The 25,644-nt window shown below is 43.4% G+C and carries 12 protein-coding genes, 2 tRNA genes and 3 rRNA genes; 13 read left to right on the top strand and 4 right to left on the bottom strand.

Annotation, left to right across the window (positions count from 1 at the left end; translation table 11 throughout):
• Nucleotides 1–4 precede the first annotated feature (4 nt).
• Entirely contained in the window at nt 5–1,240 is a 1,236-nt protein-coding gene (locus CO230_RS01645; RefSeq protein WP_122027014.1) for a 3-deoxy-D-manno-octulosonic acid transferase, read from the top strand.
• Between the two features lie 2 nt (nt 1,241–1,242).
• On the opposite strand, the gene CO230_RS01650 is transcribed toward CO230_RS01645, so the two are convergent.
• Nucleotides 1,243–1,995, bottom strand: a complete 753-nt coding sequence (locus CO230_RS01650) for a glycosyltransferase family 2 protein (protein ID WP_122027015.1) — start codon at nt 1,993–1,995, stop codon at nt 1,243–1,245.
• 110 nt (nt 1,996–2,105) lie between these two features.
• Between CO230_RS01650 and leuS the strand changes: the two genes are divergently transcribed.
• The 12 genes from leuS (at nt 2,106) to rrf (ending at nt 16,815) form a co-directional block, all read left to right on the top strand.
• Nucleotides 2,106–4,919, top strand: coding sequence for a leucine--tRNA ligase (gene leuS, locus CO230_RS01655; RefSeq protein WP_122028850.1), 2,814 nt, complete (start codon nt 2,106–2,108; stop codon nt 4,917–4,919).
• Nucleotides 4,920–5,175: 256 nt separating this feature from the next.
• A complete protein-coding gene (locus CO230_RS01660; RefSeq protein WP_122027016.1) occupies nt 5,176–6,045 on the top strand; it encodes a MotA/TolQ/ExbB proton channel family protein in 870 nt (289 codons plus the stop codon).
• A gap of 88 nt (nt 6,046–6,133) precedes the next feature.
• Entirely contained in the window at nt 6,134–6,736 is a 603-nt protein-coding gene (locus CO230_RS01665) for an ExbD/TolR family protein (protein ID WP_122027017.1), read from the top strand.
• 7 nt (nt 6,737–6,743) lie between these two features.
• The gene (locus CO230_RS01670; RefSeq protein WP_122027018.1) at nt 6,744–7,319 is read left to right on the top strand and encodes an ExbD/TolR family protein; all 576 of its coding nucleotides are present in this window, start codon (nt 6,744–6,746) and stop codon (nt 7,317–7,319) included.
• Nucleotides 7,320–7,336: 17 nt separating this feature from the next.
• Nucleotides 7,337–8,176 (top strand): energy transducer TonB, encoded by an 840-nt coding sequence (locus tag CO230_RS01675; RefSeq protein ID WP_122027019.1) that lies wholly within the window; start codon nt 7,337–7,339, stop codon nt 8,174–8,176.
• A 261-nt stretch (nt 8,177–8,437) separates the two neighbouring features.
• Nucleotides 8,438–9,310: a PstS family phosphate ABC transporter substrate-binding protein gene (locus CO230_RS01685; RefSeq protein WP_122027020.1), complete on the top strand. Its 873-nt coding sequence runs from the start codon at nt 8,438–8,440 to the stop codon at nt 9,308–9,310.
• Nucleotides 9,311–9,398: 88 nt separating this feature from the next.
• The gene (locus CO230_RS01690; protein WP_122027021.1) at nt 9,399–11,051 is read left to right on the top strand and encodes a tetratricopeptide repeat protein; all 1,653 of its coding nucleotides are present in this window, start codon (nt 9,399–9,401) and stop codon (nt 11,049–11,051) included.
• 569 nt (nt 11,052–11,620) lie between these two features.
• Nucleotides 11,621–13,137 (top strand): 16S ribosomal RNA (locus tag CO230_RS01695).
• A 216-nt stretch (nt 13,138–13,353) separates the two neighbouring features.
• Nucleotides 13,354–13,427: transfer RNA gene (locus CO230_RS01700), tRNA-Ile, on the top strand.
• Nucleotides 13,428–13,518: 91 nt separating this feature from the next.
• Nucleotides 13,519–13,592 (top strand) — tRNA-Ala (locus CO230_RS01705).
• Between the two features lie 200 nt (nt 13,593–13,792).
• A 23S ribosomal RNA gene (locus CO230_RS01710) occupies nt 13,793–16,558 on the top strand.
• A gap of 149 nt (nt 16,559–16,707) precedes the next feature.
• Nucleotides 16,708–16,815, top strand: a 5S ribosomal RNA gene (rrf, locus tag CO230_RS01715).
• Together the 16S, 23S and 5S rRNA genes with 2 tRNA genes alongside form the textbook arrangement of a ribosomal RNA operon.
• A gap of 480 nt (nt 16,816–17,295) precedes the next feature.
• Here the strand turns inward: rrf and CO230_RS01720 are convergent.
• Genes CO230_RS01720 through CO230_RS01730 form a run of 3 tightly spaced genes read right to left on the bottom strand, consistent with a single transcriptional unit; the run spans nt 17,296 to nt 25,605 of the window.
• Nucleotides 17,296–18,249, bottom strand: a complete 954-nt coding sequence (locus CO230_RS01720; protein WP_122027022.1) for a YihY/virulence factor BrkB family protein — start codon at nt 18,247–18,249, stop codon at nt 17,296–17,298.
• 17 nt (nt 18,250–18,266) lie between these two features.
• A complete protein-coding gene (locus CO230_RS01725) occupies nt 18,267–20,612 on the bottom strand; it encodes a BamA/TamA family outer membrane protein (RefSeq protein WP_122028852.1) in 2,346 nt (781 codons plus the stop codon).
• Complete coding sequence (locus CO230_RS01730; protein ID WP_122027023.1) at nt 20,605–25,605, bottom strand: translocation/assembly module TamB; 5,001 nt, start codon at nt 25,603–25,605, stop codon at nt 20,605–20,607. The genes CO230_RS01725 and CO230_RS01730 overlap by 8 nt, the downstream gene beginning before the upstream one ends.
• Nucleotides 25,606–25,644 lie beyond the last annotated feature (39 nt).

Raw genomic sequence — 25,644 nt, forward strand, 5'->3', positions numbered from 1 at the left:
ATAGATGAAAACCATTTACCGTCTTTTTATAAATCTGTTGGTCAGCGCGATGAAGATCGGGGCGCTTTTTAATTATAAGCTCAAAAAAGGGCTTGCTGGCAGAAGGCAAAGCTGCGAGATTGTACAGCGTGCCTTCTCTCCGTCAGATAAAGTCATTTGGATGCACGCGGCCAGTCTTGGGGAATACGAACAGGGTATGCCTGTGCTCGAAAAGCTCAAAGAAAAATTGCCAGAGCATAAAGTACTGATTACATTTTTTTCTCCTTCTGGCTACGAATATGTGGTGCGCAGAAGCCATCTGGCAGATGCGGTATGTTACCTTCCGTTCGATACCGAAAAGTGGGTAAAAGCGTTTACGGCTCATTTTACGCCTGTAATATTTATCACGGTAAAGTACGAATATTGGTATCATCTGCTGGCCGAAGTAAAAAATAGAGGCGCGAAAGTATATGTGGTCTCCGCGCTGTTTTATGAAACACAGCTATTCTTTAAAACATACGGCAAATGGTTTGTGAAGCAGCTACAGCAACACGTGGACTGGTTTTTTCATCAGACCAAGCATTCTACCGCACTGGCCAAAAGCCTGGGGCTTCATCAATCTTCCACGGCCGGTGATACCCGTTACGACCGCGTGAAGAAACTGCGTGAAGAACCGCACGAGATAGATTTCATTGCTGATTTTGTGCAGGGCAGCAAAACCGTCGTGTTCGGGAGCTCCTGGGAGTCGGAGGAACGGCTTGCCGAGATTGTACATTCCAAAAACCATGATATAAAACTGCTAATCGCTCCACATGATTTAAAAAGAGTGCCAGCGCTGAAACAACTCTTCCCGAATGCTGTGCTGTATTCGCAACTCAGCGGTGGTACGCCCTTTCATCATTCCAATTCACGGGTGTTGATTATCGACTGCATTGGGCTGCTTTCAAGGCTGTATTCTTATGCGTCGGTAGCGGTGGTAGGTGGCGGATTTCATACCAAAGGGCTACATAATATTCTGGAGGCTGCCGTTTTCGGCGTGCCAGTCCTTTTTGGAGCCCAGTATCGCAAAAATCCTGAAGCTGATGCATTGGTTGCCGCGCATGGCGCAAAGTCTTTTGAAGATGAATTTTTTGCTGCCCCTTTTTTACTGGGTTTGCTTAAAGATGAAACGCTGCGTCAACAGATGGGGCAAAATGCCGCTGAATTCATTTTGCAGCAGCCTAACGCGACTGAAAATGTTTTGGCGAAACTGTTGCCATAGATTCAATTAAATATTTTTGAATATTTCAGGTAACCGTTAACAGCCCAGTTAATGGTATAGTACATGGATTTTACTACCGAAAATTTCATGTGTTCACGATACACGAGATACTGATCTTTTACAATGTTTTTCTTTTTTCTTGAAATACTGTTGCCATGCATACGATAACGTGCCAAAGTCTTTGGTAGTGGTTGGCCCACCGGAATCTTTTTCAGCAGGTTAAGCCACATCACATGGTCCTCGCGTTTACTGCCCGCCGGGAAGTATTCGATGCCCGCCGCTTGTGAATCGTACATCGAACTTAGTAAAGAAAGCCGGCAGGTTTTCAGTAAATTACTGAAATTCACCTTACAGTCGGCCTTGAAATCGTCCAGAACGGGTTGCAGGTTTTCATCGCACCGTGCGTAGCCTGAGTAGGCCAGTGTTACCTGTTGGGTTTTCATAAAGTTCACCATTTCATCCAGAAATTCAGGTTCCCAGTAATCATCCGCGTCAAGAAACGTGATGTAACGTCCGGTGGCCTGCGCCAATGCCAGGTTCCGGGCGGCACCCGCACCGATATTTCGTGCAGATGAAATCACTTTTATACGTGCGTCACCTGTACTCTTTAGTATTTCGGCTGAGCGGTCGGCTGAGCGGTCATCCGTTATCAGCCATTCCCAGTCTGCAAATGTCTGTCCTAATACGCTACGCATGGTATCCGGCAGAAACTTTTCGGCATTATATACTGGCGTGATGATCGAGACTTGGGGCATCTGGTGAGTTTTGCGCAAATATAAAAAATTAGTGTTCAGGGATGCGAATTTAGTGAAGCAGCAAATTTTCCGTTGCAAAACCTTAAATTTGTGACTTAATATATATGAAAATGTTCTACGACCATCAATCGATCGAAAAAAAGTGGCAAAAATTCTGGCGCGAAAATCAGACTTTCAAAACCGAAAACAATACCGAGAAACCGAAGTTTTATGTTCTCGATATGTTTCCCTATCCCTCTGGCGCGGGTTTGCATGTTGGGCATCCGCTGGGATACATCGCGTCTGATATTTATGCGCGATACAAACGGCACGAGGGCTATAACGTGCTTCATCCGGTAGGTTACGACAGTTTCGGGTTGCCTGCGGAGCAGTATGCGATACAGACAGGCACTCATCCGGCGATCACCACGGAACAGAATATTACACGGTATGAAGAGCAGCTTCGGAAAATTGGTTTTTCTTTCGATTGGTCGCGCGAGGTCCGCACTTCGGATCCGGCTTATTATAAGTGGACGCAATGGATATTTATTGAACTTTTTAATTCATGGTACAATAAAACGACTGATAAAGCCGAGCCAATCAATAGTTTGATTGAATATTTTAAGCAAAACGGTTCGCAAAACCTTTCTGCCGCACAAACCGAAGAATTGAATTTCACTGCCGATGAATGGAATAATGCTACAGAACTTGATCAGCAGGACATCCTTCTGAACTATCGCCTTGCATACCGAGCCGAAACTACCGTCAACTGGTGCCCGGGACTGGGAACGGTTTTGGCCAATGATGAGGTGAAAGACGGCAAGTCGGAGCGTGGTGGTTTCCCGGTTTTCCAAAAGAAAATGATGCAGTGGAGCATGCGTATCACCGCCTATTCTGAAAGACTTTTGCAGGGATTACAACATATCGACTGGCCGCAACCGCTGAAGGATGCGCAGGAATACTGGATCGGGAAATCTGTGGGTGCGAAAGTAGACTTTAAAGTTGAGGGGTCTGATGCCACTATTTCGGTGTTCACCACGCGCCCGGATACGATTTTCGGCGCTACCTTCATGGTTCTGGCACCAGAGAATCCTTTGGTGGAAACCATCACGACCGATGCGCAAAAAGCGGAAGTTGAAAATTACATCTTAGAAACATCAAAGAAAACGGAACGCGACCGCATGGCTGATGTGAAGAACGTCAGCGGTGCTTTCACAGGAGCTTACGCTGTAAATCCGTTCACGGAAGAAAAAATGCCGGTTTATATTTCAGATTATGTGCTGATGGGTTACGGTACCGGTGCGGTGATGGCGGTTCCCGCGCACGACGAGCGCGACCACCGTTTTGCGAAAAAATTTGGGTTAAAAATCAGAAATGTCATTGAAAATGATCAGGATATCAGTGAAGCGTCGTTTGATTCCAAAGATTCTGTTTGTGTAAATTCAGGGTTTTTGGATGGTTTGAATTTTAATGAAGCCAAAGAGGCCATCATTCAAAAGATAGAAGAGCTCGTGATCGGGCAGGGAACCACAAATTACCGCCAGCGCGATGCTATTTTTTCGCGTCAGCGCTACTGGGGTGAGCCGGTTCCGGTATATTATAAAGAAGGGATGCCTTACACGCTGCCAGTTTCGGCTTTACCGCTGGAACTTCCCGAAGTGGAGAAATATCTGCCGACTGAGGATGGTGACCCGCCTTTGGGCAACGCCAGGAATTTTGCATGGGACGAAAAAAATCAAAAAGTAGTTGCTACCGACCTGATTGACAACCAAACTGTTTTTCCGCTCGAATTATCTACGATGCCTGGCTGGGCGGGCAGTTCGTGGTATTTCTTAAGATATATGGATCCGCACAATGATGAGGTCTTTGCAAAAAAGGTTATTTCAGATTATTGGGAGCAGGTTGATCTGTACATCGGCGGTAGTGAGCATGCGACCGGGCATTTGCTGTACTCGCGTTTCTGGAATATGTTTTTGAAGGATCGTGGATTTATCAATCATGATGAACCTTTTAAAAAACTTATCAATCAGGGAATGATTTTGGGGATGAGTGCGTTTGTGTACCGGATCGAAGGTTCAAATAAATTCGTCTCGAAAAATGCCGCAAAAGATTATCAGACGCAGAAAATCCACGTCGATGTTTCATTATTAAAAGGAACAACCGACGAGCTTGATACCGAAAAGTTCAAAAACTGGCGTCCGGAGTTTGCCGATGCTGAATTTATTTTGGAAGAGGGCAAATACATCTGCGAACGTGAGGTAGAGAAGATGTCGAAATCAAAATACAACGTCGTGAATCCCGATGATATCTGTGAAGAGTACGGCGCGGACTGTCTACGGCTTTACGAAATGTTCCTGGGGCCTTTGGAACAATCGAAGCCATGGAATACGCAGGGTTTGAGCGGCGTTTATGGCTTTCTGAAAAAATTCTATAATCTTTATTTTGAAGGAGACGCATTCAAGGTTTCAGACGAAGAGCCGACGAAGGAAGAGTACAAAATACTGCATACGCTGATCAAAAAAGTGGTTTCGGATATTGATAACTTTTCTTTTAACACATCGGTTTCATCATTTATGATCGCGGTAAACGAGTATCAGAAGCTGAAAACTAACAAACGGAAGATCCTGGAGGCTCTTGCTATCGTGGTTTCGCCGTACGCGCCGCATCTGTGCGAGGAACTTTGGAGCCTGCTGGGTCACGGTACGTCAATTGAGTTTGAAAAGTTCCCGGAATTTGACGAGAAATATCTGGCGGAGGATGAATTTGAATATCCTGTCAGCTTTAATGGGAAGATGCGCTTCAAACTTTTGCTTCCGGCAGATTTATCAGTCGGGCAGATTGAAGAACGCGTGATGAAGGACGAACGTGTAATAAATCAACTTGCCGGAAATAGCGCAAAAAAAATCATTATAGTACCGAAAAAAATCATTAATATTGTCTCGTAAAATAATTTTTTTGCAGATTAAAAGTGTATAAATCGCAAAAAAAGCGGAATATATTAGTAGTTTTCTAAGGTTATTTTGCAGAAGCGAAAAATTTGATAAAAAACACGAATATTATTATCAATTATATAACACAACTTCGTTTTAGTTAAGGAAAAATAATAATTAGGTCATCAAAAATGTTTGCACGATAAATTATTTTGACTTTATTTTACAGCGCGAAAATTTAAAAAATATAACAATTATAATTTAGTTTAGTATGGAAATGAATGTTTCAAACAACGAGGAGCAAGTAGTTGCTAAAAAAGTAGGAGGGTTAAATCCTGCATTAATTATTCCGATCCTTATTGCTATAGGTATCGCTATTTATTTATTCGTTTTGGGTAGCCCGGGGAATTTCAAGGCTGATCCAAGACTAGAGGGTTTATCGTCTGTTGCTTTTTCCGGTTTGGAAACTAAGGAGCTTCATCCTGGTGATGGTTTTATGGGTATTATTTACATGGGAGGGCCAATCGTTCCGATTTTGATTTCCTTCATGATCATCGTAATCGTATTCTCTATCGAGCGGGCTTTGGTTCTTAGAAAAGCTGCCGGTAAAGGTAATGTAGATAACTTCGTGCTTACTGTAAGAAGATTGCTTAACCAAAACAAAATTGATGAAGCTATTGAAGAGTGCGACAGACAAGAAGGTTCTGTAGGTAATGTAGTGAAAGAAGGACTTACGACTTACAAAGCGCTTTCTCATGATAACACCCTTAACAAAGAGCAGAAAATGGTTGCCCTTAACAAGTCTATCGAAGAGGCTACAACTCTTGAAATGCCAATGCTGGAGAAAAACATGATGATTCTTTCCACACTTGGTACTGTTGCGACCCTTGTAGCGCTATTGGGTACGGTAATCGGGATGATCAAGGCGTTTAGCGCATTAGGTTCTGGTGGTGGTACCCCGGATTCTGCGGCACTATCAATCGGTATCTCCGAGGCACTTGTAAATACAGCTTTAGGTATTGGTACTTCTGCTGTAGCGATTATCCTTTATAACTACTTTACTTCTAAGATTGACGGATTAACGTTCAAGATCGACGAAATCGCCATGTCAATCCAGCAGTCTTTCGCAGAATTCCACTAAGAATCAGCGAATGTATGCAGGCCGTCGTTTAATTTTAACATCCAACGGCAGTCTAATCAGTGAAGTATAATAAAAAAATAAGATAATAATGGCGAGAGTCAAACCAAAAAGACATAATATAAGGGTCGATATGACGGCGATGACCGACGTATCCTTTCTACTCCTTACGTTCTTTATCCTCACGGCTCAGTTTGCAAAACCTGATGTTGAGACGATAACCACGCCATCTTCCATCTCAGAGAAACTTCTGCCAGACGCAAGTCTGATGACAGTTCTGGCCACTACCGACGGTAAATTCTATTTCACACCGGTAGAAAACGGAACTGAAAGAATGCAGCTTTTGGATAAAATGGGAGAGAAGTATGGGATAAAGTTTACCGATGCGCAGAAAGCAAATTTCACCAAAGTGCAGTCGGTAGGTGTTCCAATGAATCAGCTAAGAGGGTACCTGGATCTGTCGGATGAAGACCGTAAAGCGTTCAAAGCGCAGAACGGTATCCCACTCGACAGTACCAACAAACAAGTGATCGACTGGGTACAGCAAAGTTTAGCCGTGAACCCTGATTACAAACTGGCCATCAAAGGTGATGTACAGACGGAGTATCCTAAAGTGAAAGCTTTATTCGAAGGATTGCGAGATATTGATTTCTTGAAATTCTGGTTAATAACAAGTCAGGAAGTGGCACAATAATTTAGAAATGGCAGAAGTACAAGTAAAAGACAGTAGCGGGAAAGGTGGTAAGGTGCGCTCGCAGAAGCAGCCGCCGCACGTAGACCTGACCCCAATGGTGGATTTGGCGTTCCTTTTGATCACGTTCTTCATGTTGGTTACCACGTTTAACAAACCGAATGTGATGGACTTAGGTCTTCCGGCAAAACCGAAAGATGAAAACCAGAAGCCACCACCAACAGAAATTGATTTATCAAACTCGATTTCATTAATCATAGGAAAAGACAACAGAATTTTCTATCACCAGTTAGACCAAGCGGGCCTTAATGAGCAAACGCTACAGGAAACATCTTTTGATAGAGAAGGGATTACAAAAGTAATCGAGCAGGCAAAAGCAAGAGCTAAAGATCAAACTAAGTTTACCGTGATCATCAAGCCCACTGACGATGCCGTATATAAGAACTTTGTAGACATTCTCGACGAGATGGCCATCACCAAGAATGAGATTTATGGTATTACCGATATTAAATCTTGGGAAAAGGCTATCTATGACAGAAAAGTAGGTGGTTCTGCTCCGGCAGCACCGGCCGCGGATACAAATTAATATTTAAAGAAAGAATAATGGCAGATAATAACACATACAACAGTAATCTAGGTTTAGATGATATTGTATTTGAAAACCGAAATAAAGCCTACGGAGCCTACGACCTGCGTACCAGTTACCGGCCTATGCTTACCAAAGCTTTTATATTTGGAACCATTCTGTTTCTGGTGGCCGCCATCACACCTTTTGTTGTCATGAAGATCAAGGCGATGAACCAAAAGGAAACTACCGAAGTAAATGCCAATTTAATTGACATCCTTCCGGAAGAAGAGGCGATCATTGAAGAACCAGAAGAAGAACTTCCACCGCCGCCACCACCGCCAAAAGAGGAGGTACAGCAAGAAGTGATTCAGAACGTAGTACCAGAGCCGGTAAAAGCGCCGAAAGTGGAAACTCCACCGCCGCCAATTACCAAACAGCTTGAGACTACTACCGGTCTGGTAGCGCAGGAAGGTGTGAAGACCCCGTCTTACACCCCACCGCCACCACCACCAGGGCCAAGTAAATCTACTACTGTTGAAGTGAAGCCTCAGGTTTCTGAGACTCAGGTTTATACGGAGGTAGAGCAGTTGGCTGAGTTCCCAGGAGGTATCAACTCCTTTAGAAGTAAAGTACAGAACAGTTTCGATACTTCAGTGATGGAAGGTGATGAAGGAACTGTAAGAACTGAAATTACTTTCGTAGTAGAACGTGACGGCAGCATCACTGATGTGAAAGCCAATGGCCCTAATAAAGATTTCAACGCTGAGGCGATCCGCACAGTAAAATCTGTTAGGAACAAATGGGCACCGGCAAAAATTAACGGCCAGTCTGTTCGATATCGTTACAGATTACCGCTTACGATGCAGTTCGAGTAAGTTTCTTAAGAAAGTTTAACATTATAAAAGAGAAGCCAATCGCTTCTCTTTTTTATTTTTTTGTATTTTTGCTTATGATATTCAATTGGCTTTCCATAATTACCGGGATTTTTTACATAATTTTAGGAATTGTGGTCATCATTTATAAATTTTTTATCATCTTTTTAGAACCTCTTATCGCCTATTCTTTAGGTTCGCTCCTGATGCTTTACGGCCTGTTTCGGATCGGGCGTGCAATCTATAGAATACGACAGCACAATAATGAAATTTAAATCAGTTTTAATCATATTCAGTCTTTTTGCACTGTTATTATCCTGTAAAAAATCGGACCGTGTAGTAGATGACCCCCAGCAGGGCGAAATCACGATCGCGGCAGATGAGTCTTTTCAAAGTGTTGCCGAAGCGCTGACCAGCCGGTATATGGCATTGAACCCACAGACCAGGATTAATCTTGTTATTAAGAAAGAAGATCTTGCTTTTTTGGATCTTCTGGAAAATAAAGTTCGGGTGATAGTCATGTCGCGGGAACTAAGTGATAGCGAAAAAGCAGCCTATAAATCGAAAATTGATATGGATCTGTTGCCTGCTAAGTTCGCGGCCGATGCAGTCGTGTTTGTAGTTTCTAAAGATACCCCACGCGAGTCCATTTCGATGGAGGAACTTAAAAGCGAACTCAGTTCTGAAGACAAAAATGTTATTTTCGACGGAACCAATTCGAGTAATTTGAATTTCGTTGCTCAGAAATTTGGGGTTAAGCCTGCTGATCTTAAATTTTCAATCATTAGTGGTAATAAAAACATCATTAGTGAAATTAATAAGCAGCCTGGCAAAATCGGGGTGGTAAGTTTGAATACACTCAGCCGGCCGTATGATAAAAATTCTGAAGAACTTCGTAATTCGGTGAAGATTTTATCGGTGAATGACGGTAAAAGCAGTTACTTACCAGAAATTTCTTCCATCCGGAATATGAAATACCCATTTACGCGCGTTCTATACTTTATAACTAATGAAGGTTATTATGGTTTAGGTAACGGGCTGATTCGGTTTTCATGCCAACAACTCGGCCAGATTGTGGTACAGAAAGAAGGCCTTCAGCCTTATAATATCTTCCCCAGAGAAGTTCAAATGAAATAACTATTTTTACCTGAACTATTATATGATGTTTTGGTATAATAGTTGGGAAATTATGTGTAAACTTTTAACAAATTAATCAAATATAAAAATGAATTTAACAAGAAAAGTAGCGTTAGGTATAGCAGCTGGATTTTTTTCTCACTTCGGCTTCGCACAGACTCTTCAGGAGGGTGTAGCGAACGCTGACAGTCATAAATATGCAAAGGCAAAATCTGTATTTACAGAGATGATCGCAAAATCTCCGTCAGCAGAAAATTATTTCTATTTAGGTAATTCTTATTTGATGCAGTTCGAACCAAATTTCGATCTTGCACAGGAAAATTTTAATAAAGGTCTTGCAGCAGATAAGAAAAGTTATCTGAACAGGATCGGTTTGGCTACCATCAAATTAGGTAAAGGTGATAAATCTGCTGTCACTGAAATACAGAATATCGTAAAAGAGACGAAAGATAAAGACCCAGAAGTGTTATACAGAGCCGCGGAAGCCCTTACACTCTTCGGTGGAGCCGCAACTGCTGATGCAGCAATCGATCTACTGAATAGAGCAGTGGAGAAATCACAGAAGAACGGTACCCCTGCTTACTATTATTACACCCTCGGTGATGCTTACCGTCTGAAATTGACAAACAGTCCACAGATTGCAGGTTCTGCGATGTCGGCTTATGACAAAGCGCTGCCCGTAGCGCAAAACAAAGCTTCAGTACACACGCGTATCGGGACTTTATGGATGCAGGCACAGCAATGGCAGCGTGCAAAAGAGAGCATCGACCGTGCCATCGCATCAGACCCTACTTATGCCCCGGCTTATAAAGCTAAGGCAGCTTATAGTATCAAATATCAGCAAAACGCTTTGGCGACACAAGATCTATTGAACTATGCAAAATATGCAGATGAAGATCCGGATACGCAACTAGAAATCTCTAAACTCTTCTTCACTAATGAAGACTACGCGAATTCAAAAACCTATTTGGATAAAGTATTTGATAAAGTAAACGATCCTATTAAGTATAAACTAAGAGCGTACTTATTATATGCAGATGGTGATTACACTGGAGCAAAATCAAGCATGGATCAGTTCGTATCAAAAGCCGAAAAATCCAGAGTACAGCCAGCTGACCAAGGACTTTTAGGTCTTATATCAGCAGGGTTGGCTGAAAAGGAAAGCGATGCTGCTAAGAAATCGTCCTTACTTGCAGATGCACAACAGAAAATTGCCATAGCGAAAAACGCAAAAGACGAAACCATGAACTGGGATTTGGAATTGGTTAAAATCAAAGGCGGTGGCGGTGTGACGCAAGCCTCTGTAGATGCAGGCCCTACCAATCCACAGATTGAGCAGCTGAAGAAAGAAGTGGCGATGAAGCCTCAAGATACCGATGCTTTATTCCGCTTAGCAAATGCCTATCAGGAAGCTCAAAACTGGAACGGTGCCATTTTGTCTTGGCAAAAAATGAGCGGTTTGCTTCCAGATTGGGCACCGGCTTATTACAGTCAGGGTTACGCTTACCAGCAGGCCGGTAATAATGAACTTGCGAAAAATGCTTACGAAAAGTTTATCGCAACAGTAAAGCCTGCTGAGGTGGAAGCTAATAAAGAAACACTTTCTTACGCATATTTTGCTATAGCTTATCTTATTAAAGACAGCGATGTATCCAAAGCCAAAGACTACGTAGCGAAATCAGTTCAGTTAAACCCTGGATATCAGGATGCGGTTAACCTCAATAAGAGTCTTAACAATTAATATATAACCATATCTCTTAATAACCACCTTTTCGGGTGGTTTTTTTGTTTTGAGGGATTGGTGGTTAATTTTTCGTGTTCTGGTTCAGGGAGTTGTGTTCTATGCGATAAAATAATGATTGGATGATTTGGAATGGGAGATAAATGGCGTATCTTTGCAGTCCCAAATGAGGGGAAGCGCAGTAGATGAATTATAGAGACCGGATGTTGTTTAGGATTTTGGATAGCTTTCAGAAATGCTTAAAAAAAACTTCAGAAAACATTTTGCAGGTTCAAGATTAGTTGTATCTTTGCAATCCCAAATCGAGAGAAGCGGGGAGCGGAGTAGAAGATTAAGGATTGGATTTAGCGGAGATTAAGGCTTACGAAAAAAAAGTTTTAAATTTTCCGCCAAAACATTTGGTCAATTAAAAAATAGTTTATACTTTTGCACTCGCAAATCAGAACAAACGACAGATAAAAAGTTCTGGTGGAAGCGAAAAGAAAAGAGATCATTGACATACAAATAACAACCAAAAAAGTAAGGAAAAACTAAAGCGTCAATACTTTAAGTAGAGTCAGAACAAACATACAATGGAGAGTTTGATCCTGGCTCAGGATGAACGCTAGCGGGAGGCCTAACACATGCAAGCCGAGCGGTATTTCTTCTTCGGAAGAGAGAGAGCGGCGTACGGGTGCGTAACACGTGTGCAACCTGCCTTTATCTGGGGGATAGCCTTTCGAAAGGAAGATTAATACCCCATAATATAATGATTGGCATCAATTATTATTGAAAACTCCGGTGGATAGAGATGGGCACGCGCAAGATTAGATAGTTGGTAAGGTAACGGCTCACCAAGTCGATGATCTTTAGGGGTCCTGAGAGGGAGATCCCCCACACTGGTACTGAGACACGGACCAGACTCCTACGGGAGGCAGCAGTGAGGAATATTGGACAATGGGTTAGCGCCTGATCCAGCCATCCCGCGTGAAGGAAGACGGTCCTATGGATTGTAAACTTCTTTTGTACAGGAATAAACCTACTCTCGTGAGAGTAGCTGAAGGTACTGTACGAATAAGCACCGGCTAACTCCGTGCCAGCAGCCGCGGTAATACGGAGGGTGCAAGCGTTATCCGGATTTATTGGGTTTAAAGGGTCCGTAGGCGGGCCTGTAAGTCAGTGGTGAAATCTCATAGCTTAACTATGAAACTGCCATTGATACTGCAGGTCTTGAGTAAATTTGAAGTGGCTGGAATAAGTAGTGTAGCGGTGAAATGCATAGATATTACTTAGAACACCAATTGCGAAGGCAGGTCACTAAGATTTAACTGACGCTGATGGACGAAAGCGTGGGTAGCGAACAGGATTAGATACCCTGGTAGTCCACGCCGTAAACGATGCTAACTCGTTTTTGGATCTTCGGGTTCAGAGACCAAGCGAAAGTGATAAGTTAGCCACCTGGGGAGTACGTTCGCAAGAATGAAACTCAAAGGAATTGACGGGGGCCCGCACAAGCGGTGGATTATGTGGTTTAATTCGATGATACGCGAGGAACCTTACCAAGACTTAAATGGGAAATGACAGGTTTAGAAATAGACCCTTCTTCGGACATTTTTCAAGGTGCTGCATGGTTGTCGTCAGCTCGTGCCGTGAGGTGTTAGGTTAAGTCCTGCAACGAGCGCAACCCCTGTCACTAGTTGCTAACATTCAGTTGAGGACTCTAGTGAGACTGCCTACGCAAGTAGAGAGGAAGGTGGGGATGACGTCAAATCATCACGGCCCTTACGTCTTGGGCCACACACGTAATACAATGGCCGGTACAGAGGGCAGCTACACAGCGATGTGATGCAAATCTCGAAAGCCGGTCTCAGTTCGGATTGGAGTCTGCAACTCGACTCTATGAAGCTGGAATCGCTAGTAATCGCGCATCAGCCATGGCGCGGTGAATACGTTCCCGGGCCTTGTACACACCGCCCGTCAAGCCATGGAAGTTTGGGGTACCTGAAGTCGGTGACCGTAAAAGGAGCTGCCTAGGGTAAAACAAGTAACTAGGGCTAAGTCGTAACAAGGTAGCCGTACCGGAAGGTGCGGCTGGAACATCTCATTTTAGAGCGTCTTATAGACGTTAAACAAATACAAAGATACTTTTACGTATCGCTGTACTTTACTTAAAGATGCTTTAGTTTTTTACTTTTGGTTGATATTTAAAAATACACCCACTAGAAAATTAGTATTAGGGAGGAGATACAAGAGCCAGGAGGCAAGAATCAAGACAGTAGAAGTCTTGTATCTAGCATCTTGAATCTAAAAGTCTTAACAAGACAGTCTCGTAGCTCAGCTGGTTAGAGCGCTACACTGATAATGTAGAGGTCGGCAGTTCGAGCCTGCCCGAGACTACTAATTAAAAAGATTGGGAGATACAAGAACCAAGAACCAAGATTTGTTAAAGTCTTGACTCTAGGCTCTAGGTTCTCAAAATCTAACTAGCGGGGAATTAGCTCAGCTGGCTAGAGCGCCTGCCTTGCACGCAGGAGGTCAAGGGTTCGACTCCCTTATTCTCCACAGTATTAGCGGCCTGATTTAAAGGTTACAGATAGAGCCAAAAACAATATCTGTTCATCAGGACATTAATAAGACATAAGATCATTGACATTAACGGTAAGAACATCACAAAGAGAAAACCGAGCACTTACGGGTGCGGAGTTTAAAAATAGGTTGATAATTGAATTATCGACAAAACAACTAAACTAATTTATATTAGGAAAGAAATCGTTAAGGGCGTATGGCGGATGCCTAGGCTTTCAGAGGCGAAGAAGGACGTGGTAAGCTGCGAAAAGCTCGGGGGATTGGCACACACGAATTGATCCCGAGATGTCCGAATGGGGCAACCCAATACATTGAAGATGTATTACTCTAAATTTATTTAGAGAGCAAACCCGGAGAACTGAAACATCTAAGTACCCGGAGGAAAAGAAATCGAAGAGATTCCGTAAGTAGTGGCGAGCGAAAGCGGATTAGCCCAAAAGCTTTTATATGTTTAATAGAATGTTCTGGAAAGAACAGCCATAGAGGGTGATAGCCCCGTATATGAAAGGCATACATAAGTGATAAATGAGTAGGGCGGGACACGTGAAATCCTGTCTGAATATGGGGGGACCATCCTCCAAGGCTAAATACTCCTGAAAGACCGATAGTGAACAAGTACTGTGAAGGAAAGGTGAAAAGCACTTCGAATAGAAGGGTGAAAGAGAACCTGAAACCGTACGCCTACAAGCGGTCGGAGCCCACATGTTGGGTGACGGCGTGCCTTTTGCATAATGAGCCTACGAGTTAATTTTACTAGCGAGCTTAAGCATTTCAGGTGCGGAGGCGGAGCGAAAGCGAGTCTGAATAGGGCGCTATAGTTAGTAGGATTAGACGCGAAACCTTGTGATCTACCCATGGGCAGGTTGAAGCTTTGGTAACACAAAGTGGAGGACCGAACCGGTTGACGTTGAAAAGTCTTCGGATGACTTGTGGGTAGGGGTGAAAGGCCAATCAAACTGGGAGATAGCTCGTACTCCCCGAAATGCATTTAGGTGCAGCGTCGTGATAAGTTTATTAGAGGTAGAGCTACTGATTGGATGCGGGGGAGTCAAATCCTACCAATTCCTGACAAACTCCGAATGCTAATAAATGTTGCACGGCAGTGAGGGCATGGGTGCTAAGGTCCATGTCCGAGAGGGAAAGAACCCGGACCAACAGCTAAGGTCCCCAAATCTATACTAAGTTGAAACAACGCGGTTGGACTGCATTGACAGCTAGGATGTTGGCTTGGAAGCAGCCATTCATTTAAAGAGTGCGTAACAGCTCACTAGTCGAGCGGTCCGGCATGGATAATAATCGGGCATAAGTATAGTACCGAAGCTATGGATTTATAACTTTAGAGTTATATCTGGTAGGGGAGCATTCTATCGGCGCAGAAGCAGTATCGTGAGGTATTGTGGAGCTTATAGAAAAGAAAATGTAGGCATAAGTAACGATAAAGGGGGCGAGAAACCCCCTCACCGAAAGACTAAGGTTTCCTCAGCCATGCTAATCAGCTGAGGGTTAGTCGGGACCTAACGCGAACCCGAAAGGGGAAGTGGATGGACAATGGGTTAATATTCCCATACTTGCTCACACTAAAAAGGGGACGGATTTACGTACTTGCTGGAGACTGACGGAATAGTCAAGGCCTAGCCTTCGGGCGAAGCTGCTGCAGGGAAATAGATTCCAAGAAAAGCCGAAGTGAAGCAACCCGTACCAAAACCGACACAGGTAGTCGAGGAGAGAATCCTAAGGTGCTAGAGTGAATCATGGTTAAGGAACTAGGCAAAATAGTCTCGTAACTTCGGAAGAAGAGACGCCATCAGCAATGGTGGCCGCAGTGAAGAGGCCCAGGCGACTGTTTATCAAAAACACAGGACTCTGCTAAATCGAAAGATGCTGTATAGGGTCTGACACCTGCCCGGTGCTGGAAGGTTAAGGAAGGTTGTTAGCCGTAAGGCGAAGCAATTAACTGAAGCCCCAGTAAACGGCGGCCGTAACTATAACGGTCCTAAGGTAGCGAAATTCCTTGTCGGGTAAGTTCCGACCTGCACGAATGGTGTAACGATCTGGGCACTGTCTCAACCATGAGCTCTGTGAAATTGTAGTATCGGTGAAGATGCCGATTACCCGCAATGGGACGAAAAGACCCTGTGAACCTTTACTATAACTTCGTATTGACTTTGAGTAAACAATGTGTAGGATAGGTGGGAGACTATGAAGCGGGCACGCCAGTGTCTGTGGAGTCAACGTTGAAATACCACCCTTTGTTTACTTGGAGCCTAACTTCGAAAGAAGGACATTGCGTGGTGGGTAGTTTGACTGGGGTGGTCGCCTCCAAAAGAGTAACGGAGGCTTTCAAAGGTACCCTCAGCACGCTTGGTAACCGTGCGTAGAGTGTAATGGCATAAGGGTGCTTGACTGTGAGACCTACAAGTCGATCAGGTGCGAAAGCAGGACATAGTGATCCGGTGGTTCCGTATGGAAGGGCCATCGCTCATAGGATAAAAGGTACTCCGGGGATAACAGGCTAGTCTCCCCCAAGAGCTCACATCGACGGGGAGGTTCGGCACCTCGATGTCGGCTCGTCACATCCTGGGGCTGGAGAAGGTCCCAAGGGTTGGGCTGTTCGCCCATTAAAGTGGCACGCGAGCTGGGTTCAGAACGTCGTGAGACAGTTCGGTCTCTATCTATTGCGGGCGTTAGATGTTTGAGAGGGCTTGAATCTAGTACGAGAGGACCGATTTGAACAAACCTCTGGTGTATCAGTTGTACCGCCAGGTGCACCGCTGAGTAGCTACGTTTGGAAAGGATAAGCACTGAAAGCATATAAGTGCGAAACCTGCCTCAAGATGAGACATCTTTTAAGGGTCGTGGGAGATGACCACGTCGATAGGCTACAGGTGTAAAGACAGTAATGTCATAGCCGAGTAGTACTAATTACCCGTAGATTTATAGCTTAATATACCCAATATCCACGTAAGTGCATTAAAGGTTTACTCTTTGTGAGCGTTTTTATCGATAACAATAGAACCAAGATATCAGAACCAAGAACCAAGATTAAAGTCTTGCATCTTGAATCTAGCATCTTGACTCTAAATAACATATTTAGGGTGGTTTTAGCAGAGGGGCTCACCTGTTCCCATTCCGAACACAGAAGTTAAGCCCTCTAGCGCCGATGGTACTGCGAAAGCGGGAGAGTAGGTCGCCGCCAGTCTTTTTAAACCTCAATCATTTATTTGATTGAGGTTTTTTTATGCCTAAATAGCAACATTACAATATCTTATCCAAATCACTGAGCTGATCCGCCAAACTGATCTGGAAACTCTTTGGACACGATAAGTTTTATTACAAAAATCAGTTTAAGAACATAACAACTTGCTGGTGTTTGTCAAGGAACAGAACGAATTTATTAGAAGTGTTAAATTTTAATTCAAACAATATTAAAAACTTCAGGTTCTACCACCATTTGTGGAAAATATATTCCATTCCCCTTTGGTTACAAGTAATTGTAATGATCGTTGGTTTATTTCGGACTGTTATATTTAGTTTTATTTTAAGCAATCAAATGAATGATGCGTTTATAGGTATGGTCTTGATAGAATTTGTTGACTGTTAAATTCCATTAAATAGTTTATTTCCATAAAAAAAAGCGGCTTTCACCGCTTTCTATATGTGTTTTATCAAAAAGTACATACTATATCTTTTCCATTGACGATGTTTTCGATGGGTCTGTATGTTTTTCCTCCAACGCTTCTTCATATCTTTTTTCCAAGCTCCATTTTGCGTGTTTTGAGGGTACAATTTTGTAGCCTTTCTTCCGTGAATATACTTTCGTAAATTCTGCACCGAAGAATATCAACATACAGGAATAATTTATCCACATCATGATCAATATGATGGTACCGGCCTGCCCAAAAGCAGATTCTGGCTTAAATTCGCTGAAATAGTAGCTCAGCAGAAACTTACCAACCGTAAAAAGAATGGCTGTAAGAATAGCACCTGCCCAAACAGATTTCCAGGCGATCTCGGCATCGGGCAATACTTTGAACATAAAGGCAAAAACCAATGATACGATTACAAAACCAATTAGGAAGTTCACAAGTTCCATCAAATAGTATGTTTCTAACCCGAACTGTGAGGCAATAAAGTTATTGAATAAACTGATGACAGAAGACAAAACCATGGTAATCATCAACAGAAAACCAATCACCAGAATCATCCCTAAAGAGTTTGCCCGGTCGAGTAAAAACTTGATTAAAGCTTTGCGTGGCGCAGGTTCTACGTCCCATAGATGATTAAGTGATTTCTGTAGTTGGAAGAAAATGGTGGTGGCACCAAATACCAGTGAAAAGATCCCCACGATTTTCATGAAGATATTTTCTTTATCGATCAAGGCACCGGCAATCATCTCTTCTACACTTTCAGAAACTTTTTCACCCATCAATCCGCCAATCTGTTGACTTATTTGGCCCTGTATCGCTTCCTGTCCGAAAAAATAACCAGCGATCCAGATGATGATGATCAATAAGCCGGGAATAGAGAAAATAGCGTAATAAGCCAAACTTGCGGAGTCTTTGCCTGCGGGCGAATCATTCCATTCTTTAAAAGTTTCCTTGAAAGTTTCCCAGTAAAAACGTATTCTATTCATGTCTCTGAATTTAATAATTAAAATGGATAGCCAATGGCAATATTGAGGATCAGATTATCTTTGCGCCAAGAGCTGTTGCCGAAATCTATCCTATCGAATGTCCAGCGGTCTTCCTCAGCTCCATAAGGTACCCTTAGTGGCATCGCCAGGTCTAACCTTAAAATGAGTATGGAAAAATCAAGCCGAAGCCCAACTCCAGCGCCTACAGCAATCTCTTTCATGAAATCTTTCGAGAATTTACCGCCTGGCCGCTCAGGGTCTTCATTTACCAGCCATACGTTACCCGCATCCGCGAATATGGCGGCATTTAAGAATTTGTAAAGATTTGCACGATATTCAGCGTTCAGTTCCAATTTAATATCCCCGGACTGATCGAAGAAAAAAGAACTGTTCTGTGAAGTCGGGTTATAACTTCCAGGTCCTAATGTTCTCGCTCGGAAGGCACGGATGCTGTTACTACCCCCTACATAAAACTGTTTCACGTAAGGTATGGTGGTAGAATTGCCATACGGATAACCAACCCCTGCAATGGCACGCGTCGCGATCATGCTTTTATCACCAACTTTGCGGTAGAAACGGAAATCATGTTCCATTTTTGCATATTGGCTAAAAGGTACACTGAATATTTCTTTCTGTTTACCTGCCTTTGCATCGGCGCCACTCACCAAGCCGGCGATGGTTCCCGCCAGATCAATTGTTCCTTTATAATAGATGGTGTTCTTTCTAGGCAACATCGTATTGGTGTAAGTATAGCTATAGGTAGGGCCGAAGATCAGCTGCTTTTCAATCACCCGTTCAAGGAAAGGATTGGGCGCGATCCCCGCGGCTGGGTTGCCGTTTATTTGTTCATAATACTTTTCCGATACGTTTTGTGGTGCTACCAGAGTGGCATCAAACACTTTTAAATCATGTTCCTTGCGTTCGTTTTCTTTCCAAAGGTACCCGAATGACGCATTAAAGTTGTGAAGGGTATAAAGTTCAGTACGACTCAGATATTCATAACCAATTTTCATGTTGGTACGCGGCACATAAGCACTGGAAGACCGGAAACGGAACGGTGCTACAAGCCGTGGGATCGAAAGTTCGGCATTTGCGCCCACACGGATGATGTTATTTGCGTCTTTAGGCCCGCCCACTTGCACGTCAAAAGCACCATACACGGAGGCTTTTAATTGTTCGGCACCGCGGAAAAAATTACGGTGTGTCCAGTTCAGGTTCACTTCTCCGCCTGTATAATTTGCAGAACTGGTTTTTCCTAAGGTTTCTAAACGTAAAGACTGGAAGGGGCGTGGGGTCAGCAGATAATATGCGTCAAATTTATGGTTTAAAGAGTCTGAGATGACGAATTCGTTTTTCACGAACTTAAAGGTTCCTAGGCTGATGAGTCTGTTCAGGGAAAGATTATGATCTTTGCGGTTGTAAAGGTCGCCACGGTCGAAATACAGGGCGCGGTTAAATATTTTAGGTTTAAATTTATTTTCAGGATCGATGATATAAAGATCATCAATTACTTCAACCGAATCTGTATTATAAGGGATACCGTACTTACCGACTTTTACGTCATCAATATTATAATCTGGGAATACGATGGTTTTATCAATCGTAAACTGGTCTTTGGAGAGTTGTGGTGTGTTGTTTTTCAGTTTCACAAAAAGCTCTACCTTCGGCTCGCGCGATACGGTACTGTCTGCCTGTACCACAATATTATCTGGACTGAAATAATAGAAACCACGGTTTTTCAGGTGTTCATCAATACGTTCGCGTTCAGCTTTAATGACGTCAAGGTCAAAAGGATTTCCTGCTTTCAGGAAAGTGTTGTTTTTCACAGCTTGTATTTCCGCATTGATGGCGGTGGTATCTTCCGGAAAGTTCACGGCGCTGATAAGATATCTCGCACCCGGCGTGACGTCATAAATAACCTTGGCCTTACGGTTTTTAGAAATCGTGTCGGAAGTGGCCTTTGCATTGAAGAAACCTTTGTTTTCCGAATAGTTGACGATGATTTTTTTGTTAAACTCACGGTCAACATCGCTTAACAAAACGGGTTCTTCGCCAATCCGGTATTTTAACCAATGGCGTAGTCCTTTGTCTTTTTTTGGCTCTTTCGTAATGTTATAAATGTAGAGTTGTGGCCGCAATCCTAAGAAAGAGGAGTTGGGTTTGGGCCGCAATTGGTCTTCAAGGGCAGATTTCAGGTTCGATTTCTCTTTCCGGGATAGCGTGTCATTCTTGATATTGATTTCCGCACCGGTATAAAGGTATTGCCCTTCTGCCAGAAACTTGGTATTACTGCAAGAGTTTAGAAACGAAACCGCACACGCGGCAGCAAAAATTTTATACGTAGGAAGATTTGGCTTAATCATTTTTCTGAAGGCGTTTTTGTTTTCTGTATTCTTTATTTTGCTTGGCCCGCTCGAAGATTTCGCGGAATTTATCATAATCCAACGTGATGATGAAACCTACACCGGTCTCAATCACCTGTCCGTGGAGTGCTACCTGATAATCATTCCGGCGGTAAGCTCTCAGCGTGTATCGGCCGTCGCGCGACAGGCGGTAATCTATGGTTATGTCGCCGGCAATATTGGTCATCTGCTCATTTTTACGGGCACTACCTTCGAGACCGAAATTATTACCTACCGTTACCGTAAGTCGGTCATCCAGCAGCGTTTTGCTAAGGCCTACATTGAGGTCGGTACGTTCGTTACGCTCGCCGGAGGAGTAATCTTCGGTAGATTCGAGGTCGAAGTTAAGTTCAACCCCTTCTATCAGATCGGCAGCTAGGTTATAAAGCTGCTCAGAGAGTATTCTGCTCACACTTTGTTTGGCCAATGTAGTAGCGGAAAGGCCAGTATCACTCTGGAATGGGTTTTCACCAATGAAACGGTTCAGCAGCAGCAGAGCGAATACCTGTTTGTTCATTTCATTCTCATCGCGTCTTAGTTGATCGAGTTTAGCCCGGGTATTATCTAAAACTGTAGCCGAAACTGCATTGTTCTGTTCATCTGTGGTAATATCAAAACTGATGATTGGTTTCAAAAGCTCCCCTCTCATAATTAGCAGGGTATTGAAAGGGATGCGTTGTTTGTATTGGTTCAGTTCGCTGCCAGCCGCGCCGGTTAGTTGTTGCTGAAGCAGGTCAAGGGGAGCCGCGTTGGTTTTATATACTGCCGTAATATCAAGGTTAGCGGTGGTAGGTTCGCCTGTCCAGGTAATTGTACTGCCTTTTTGGATCTCGAATTTTCTTCTAAGCAAGCTTACAGACATTTCGTAAGCGCCCTGATCTACTTCGTACACCCCTACTAAAGTTGTTTTGCCTGAAGGATCTATACCACCGGTAAGTTGCGCGTTGCCCTGAAGCTTCACGAAATCGCCATTGGCCTGGTCGATAAGGAGCGAAATTTTGGCCTCTTTAGTAATATCGATATTTACGTTAACGTCAAGTCCTTTAATATCGCTTTGGTTGGTTAGCGAATCTGCTTTTACGGTTTCCTGAAGCGCCAGTTGGTCTTGATCGATAAATTCTACAATTCCTTCGCGGTCTTTAAGGGCTGGGGAGGATTGTGGTAATACGAAAGTAAAATCGGTGATATCTGTTACGCTTAGATTTCCGGCAACTTTTGGTAAATCCAGATCGCCTCTTACGGTGAGCGCCGCGTCGATGGCTAATGTACCGTACATCATGCGGTCGTTGTCTTTTTCGGAGTCCACCACTTTAAAGTCATCCGCATTGATGTCTAAATTGAACGCAAACTCCCGGTAGGATTGTGTAAGTACATTTCCGTCAATCACGATGGCGTTACCTTCTTCATCTTTAATTGCAAAACTATTGAAGTCGATGCCACGGTTGGTAAAGCGGATTTCATCATTTATGTTTTTAAATTTACTGCCAAGCTGTACGATGCCCAGGCCTACATCATTGAACTTCACGCCACCGAGTATGTTCGGTGAACTGGCGCTTCCTGAAACTTTTAGGTTACCGGAGAGATAGCCTTCGCCGTTTTCTAAGGCACCCATCGCAAATCCCTGTACGGTTTGCATTTGTAATCGGTTAAGATCAAGGTTCATATTAAAGGAACTTGCGGAAGTATTATAGGTTCCGTACAGTTTTACATCATTATCATATCCGGAAAGTCCTACATCTGTCCTGATGATGTTGCCGGGCTGGCTGCTGGCCACCACATCCAAGGTTCCTACCGGGCTGCCATACACATAAAGTTCGGTTATATCAATATCCGCATCAAAGGTCATATTGTTCTGTAAATTACGCAGCTGCGCGGTACCATTAATATTTCCTTTGGCCAGAAGCGAATCTTTACGCACCAATTCTGTAATGGTTTCAATCTTAAAATCACGGATTGTTACGTTAAGCGGGCTGTTAGCGGAATTGCGCTCAGATTGCAGTAAGATGGAGCTTCCGCCATTTGAAAGGCCGAAATTGTTCGCGAATATGCCACCATTGCCCAGTTGCAGATAATTATCTGGGGTTACCTGCCAGTCGGTATAGTTTAGTTTCACCCCATCAGGATTCAGTGAAATACGGGTAAGGTCGCCCATTTGCTGTGCGTTACCTGCAATCAGGAATTTTGTGGCATCTTTTTCATCCTTAGTAGAGGCATTGTAAGTAATGATATTGTCCTTCACATCACCATTCAGGTTTACTTTTATCAGCGAGATGCTTTCGCCGGTAAATTCAGCTAAATCTACATTATATATGAGTGCGTCATTCTCATTATTGATGGTTAAGGAACCACCACGGATATTATTTTTTGCGTAGGTCACCTGCGGGATCTGTCCGTTAACATTCAGGCGGCGGCTGTCGGCATCATAATCGCCTGTAAGCGTAATCGGTTCAAATTCGGTAAGATCGGGCACAAACTGCCGCAATAAGTTGTCGTCTTTTACTTTTGCATTAAAAGTGAAATACTGGTTAGGATCTACCCGTGCCGTTTTTGTCCCCGGTTTCTGGATTTGATAATATTGGTTGATGGTCTGCTGCAGGGACCCAAAAATCTGTGTTAGCTTGAATTTCCCCGAAAGATCCACATCCGCTACCTGAGAAAGCAACTGAATGCGGTTGCTGTCAGCTGTAGAAACCGCTGTAAGAGAAACTTCGCGCAGCGGATAAACATCCTGTGTGTTTGAAATGGCAAAATCCTGAAGGTATAAATATCCGTTCAGGGCATCAGGATCAAGGCTGGTGAAATCCCCATCAATATTACCGGCCAAGATCAGTTGGTCGTTATAGAAATTCAGTTTATGAAGATCAAGTTTTCGAATCGAACCATTGATTTTTACAGTTGGGTTATTTTCTCGGTAAATCCCTGATGCCAAAAGACTCAGGTTTGCGTTCGGATCTTTCGAGTTCAGGCTTATTCTGTACGCCCCACGGTTTATTTTGCCATTCAGCAGCATGTTGCGGTAGGTATAGCCGTTATAATATACCGAAGAAATATTTCCCTTTAAATCAGCAACCGCATATTTCGGATCAAAGCCTTGGCCTTTAGCTGAAATCTGACCGGTAATACCGCGTAAGTCTTTATTTTGAATGATTTGGCCAATCTGCAGATTCTGTAAGTTGGCCAAAATATCATATCGTTCCTGGTTTTTTCTCCGCATATCCACCGAAGCCCTTACAGCCGCATTCCCGAGAGTAGAGGTAAGTCTTAGATTCGCGTTTACCACCTGTGTGTTGCCTTTTGCTGTCCCTGCAATTTTAAAATAAGAAGGCAGCGAAATATTGGCCGGAATGGTGTTTTTCGGTACCAAATTAAACACCGTCTGCGCAGATGAAGACAGTTCACGGACATTCAGGTCATAGTAAAGTTGCTCGGGATTCATCGCGTTTTTGATGGTCCCAGAGGCATAAACTTTAAGCCTGTCGAGTCCAGAAAGTTGTAGCGTGCGGATCTGTAGGTCATTCAGTGTACCTTTCAATATAGTGCTGATATTCAGTATCCCATTCGGGTATTTATTGAACGGAGGCGATGTTCTTAGCGAAGGTGCCAGCATCAGAATATCCGCAAGGCCTACTTTTGAGTTCCGGAGATTGGCTGAAATCCTTACCGAGCCGGGATTGGCTGACAATTGTTCCTGCGAATTATAATTCAAGGTCACCTCATCGCGCAGTATGGTTCTGGAGGTCTGCAGATATAGATCCTTAAGCGAAGCCTCGCGGTCGTTATATACAAAATCGGTGTTGAATTTCTGAATATCAAGCCCGCGGTTTTCCTTAATTTCTGCTGAATTCACTGTTCCTGCAAAGGTACCGTCCTGCATTTTGAAATTACGCACTTCAAGATTCATCTTGCTGAAATTCAGGTGATTGAAGTCCAGGCCTGCGCGGGTAGGCAATATGGCGGTATTGTCGTAAATGACTTTACTGTCCTCGATCTGTAATTTCTTTAGAACCAGTGCCAAAGGTTTTTGTTCTTCTGAAGAATTGTTATCACTGCCTTTATCGGAGTTGGCGTTTTCGCCCGGCAGGTAGAGTTTTGCGTTAATGTCAGCCCCTTTCAGCAAAAGATTATCGATGCCGAAACGGTTATTTTCGAGGTCGAGTTGGTTAATCCTGGTACTTAATTCCTTAAAGATGACCTTGGCAGCGGTTCTGGTATTATCATCCCCGTAATCGATGTTGAAGTTTGTGAGTTTTATGTGGTTCAGGCCTATTTTCATAGGTTTTCGGGCGCTTAGCGAATCTACTTTATCTTCAACTTCCTCAGTCACTTCTTCCAGCAGATCCTGTTTCAGTTTGAGGCGAAGTCCGTCCATCGTGATGTCATTCGCAGCGTAGACGTTATTCTGTAAATCAAAATCTTTTACCCGCGTATCGAATGATTTAAAGTAAAGTGCAATGTCATTACGTGCCTGAAGATCAATGAAAGATACCCGGATGTCGCGCAGCTTTATCTTATCGAGGGAAATAATAAAGGGTTTCGACTCGCTTTCTTCGGCATCTTTAGTTGCAAAAGCGTCAATAATGTAATCAAAATTGAAACTCCCATCCTCATTTCTTACGACATTGGCATTTACACCCTCAAGGTCAATGGAGGTAAGATCCGCCGTGTTTTTAAGCAATTTAGGAATATTCAGTCCGACATCAAATTTGCGGGCGTAAAGCAGGGTATCAACTTTCTGCCCTTGGAGGTAAAGATTCTCCATAATCAAACTGTTTGGGAATCCTACATACACGCGGTCGAGGCTTACCTTGGTATGTATTTTTTCTTCAAGGTAATTTACCAGTCTTACTTTTACATAATTCTGCACTGCCGGAAGTTGTAGACTTAAGATAAGCAATACAACCAACAGCAAAAGCGATCCAATAGAGATCGCGGTATACTTTAAAAATTTTTTCATAGTCTCATATATATTGGCGGTCCGGTGTCTAACAAATTT

The sequence above is a fragment of the Chryseobacterium sp. 6424 genome, from assembly GCF_003692615.1.
Taxonomy (GTDB): Bacteria; Bacteroidota; Bacteroidia; order Flavobacteriales; family Weeksellaceae; genus Kaistella.

Coding starts and splice junctions, on each gene's coding strand:
- CO230_RS01685 (WP_122027020.1), top strand. CDS start 8,438: ATGAAATTTAAATCAGTTTTAATCATATTCAGTCTTTTTGCACTGTTA.
- CO230_RS01675 (WP_122027019.1), top strand. CDS start 7,337: ATGGCAGATAATAACACATACAACAGTAATCTAGGTTTAGATGATATT.
- CO230_RS01720 (WP_122027022.1), bottom strand. CDS start 18,249: ATGAATAGAATACGTTTTTACTGGGAAACTTTCAAGGAAACTTTTAAA.
- leuS (WP_122028850.1), top strand. CDS start 2,106: ATGTTCTACGACCATCAATCGATCGAAAAAAAGTGGCAAAAATTCTGG.
- CO230_RS01730 (WP_122027023.1), bottom strand. CDS start 25,605: ATGAAAAAATTTTTAAAGTATACCGCGATCTCTATTGGATCGCTTTTG.
- CO230_RS01690 (WP_122027021.1), top strand. CDS start 9,399: ATGAATTTAACAAGAAAAGTAGCGTTAGGTATAGCAGCTGGATTTTTT.
- CO230_RS01670 (WP_122027018.1), top strand. CDS start 6,744: ATGGCAGAAGTACAAGTAAAAGACAGTAGCGGGAAAGGTGGTAAGGTG.
- CO230_RS01725 (WP_122028852.1), bottom strand. CDS start 20,612: ATGATTAAGCCAAATCTTCCTACGTATAAAATTTTTGCTGCCGCGTGT.
- CO230_RS01665 (WP_122027017.1), top strand. CDS start 6,134: ATGGCGAGAGTCAAACCAAAAAGACATAATATAAGGGTCGATATGACG.
- CO230_RS01660 (WP_122027016.1), top strand. CDS start 5,176: ATGGAAATGAATGTTTCAAACAACGAGGAGCAAGTAGTTGCTAAAAAA.
- CO230_RS01650 (WP_122027015.1), bottom strand. CDS start 1,995: ATGCCCCAAGTCTCGATCATCACGCCAGTATATAATGCCGAAAAGTTT.
- CO230_RS01645 (WP_122027014.1), top strand. CDS start 5: ATGAAAACCATTTACCGTCTTTTTATAAATCTGTTGGTCAGCGCGATG.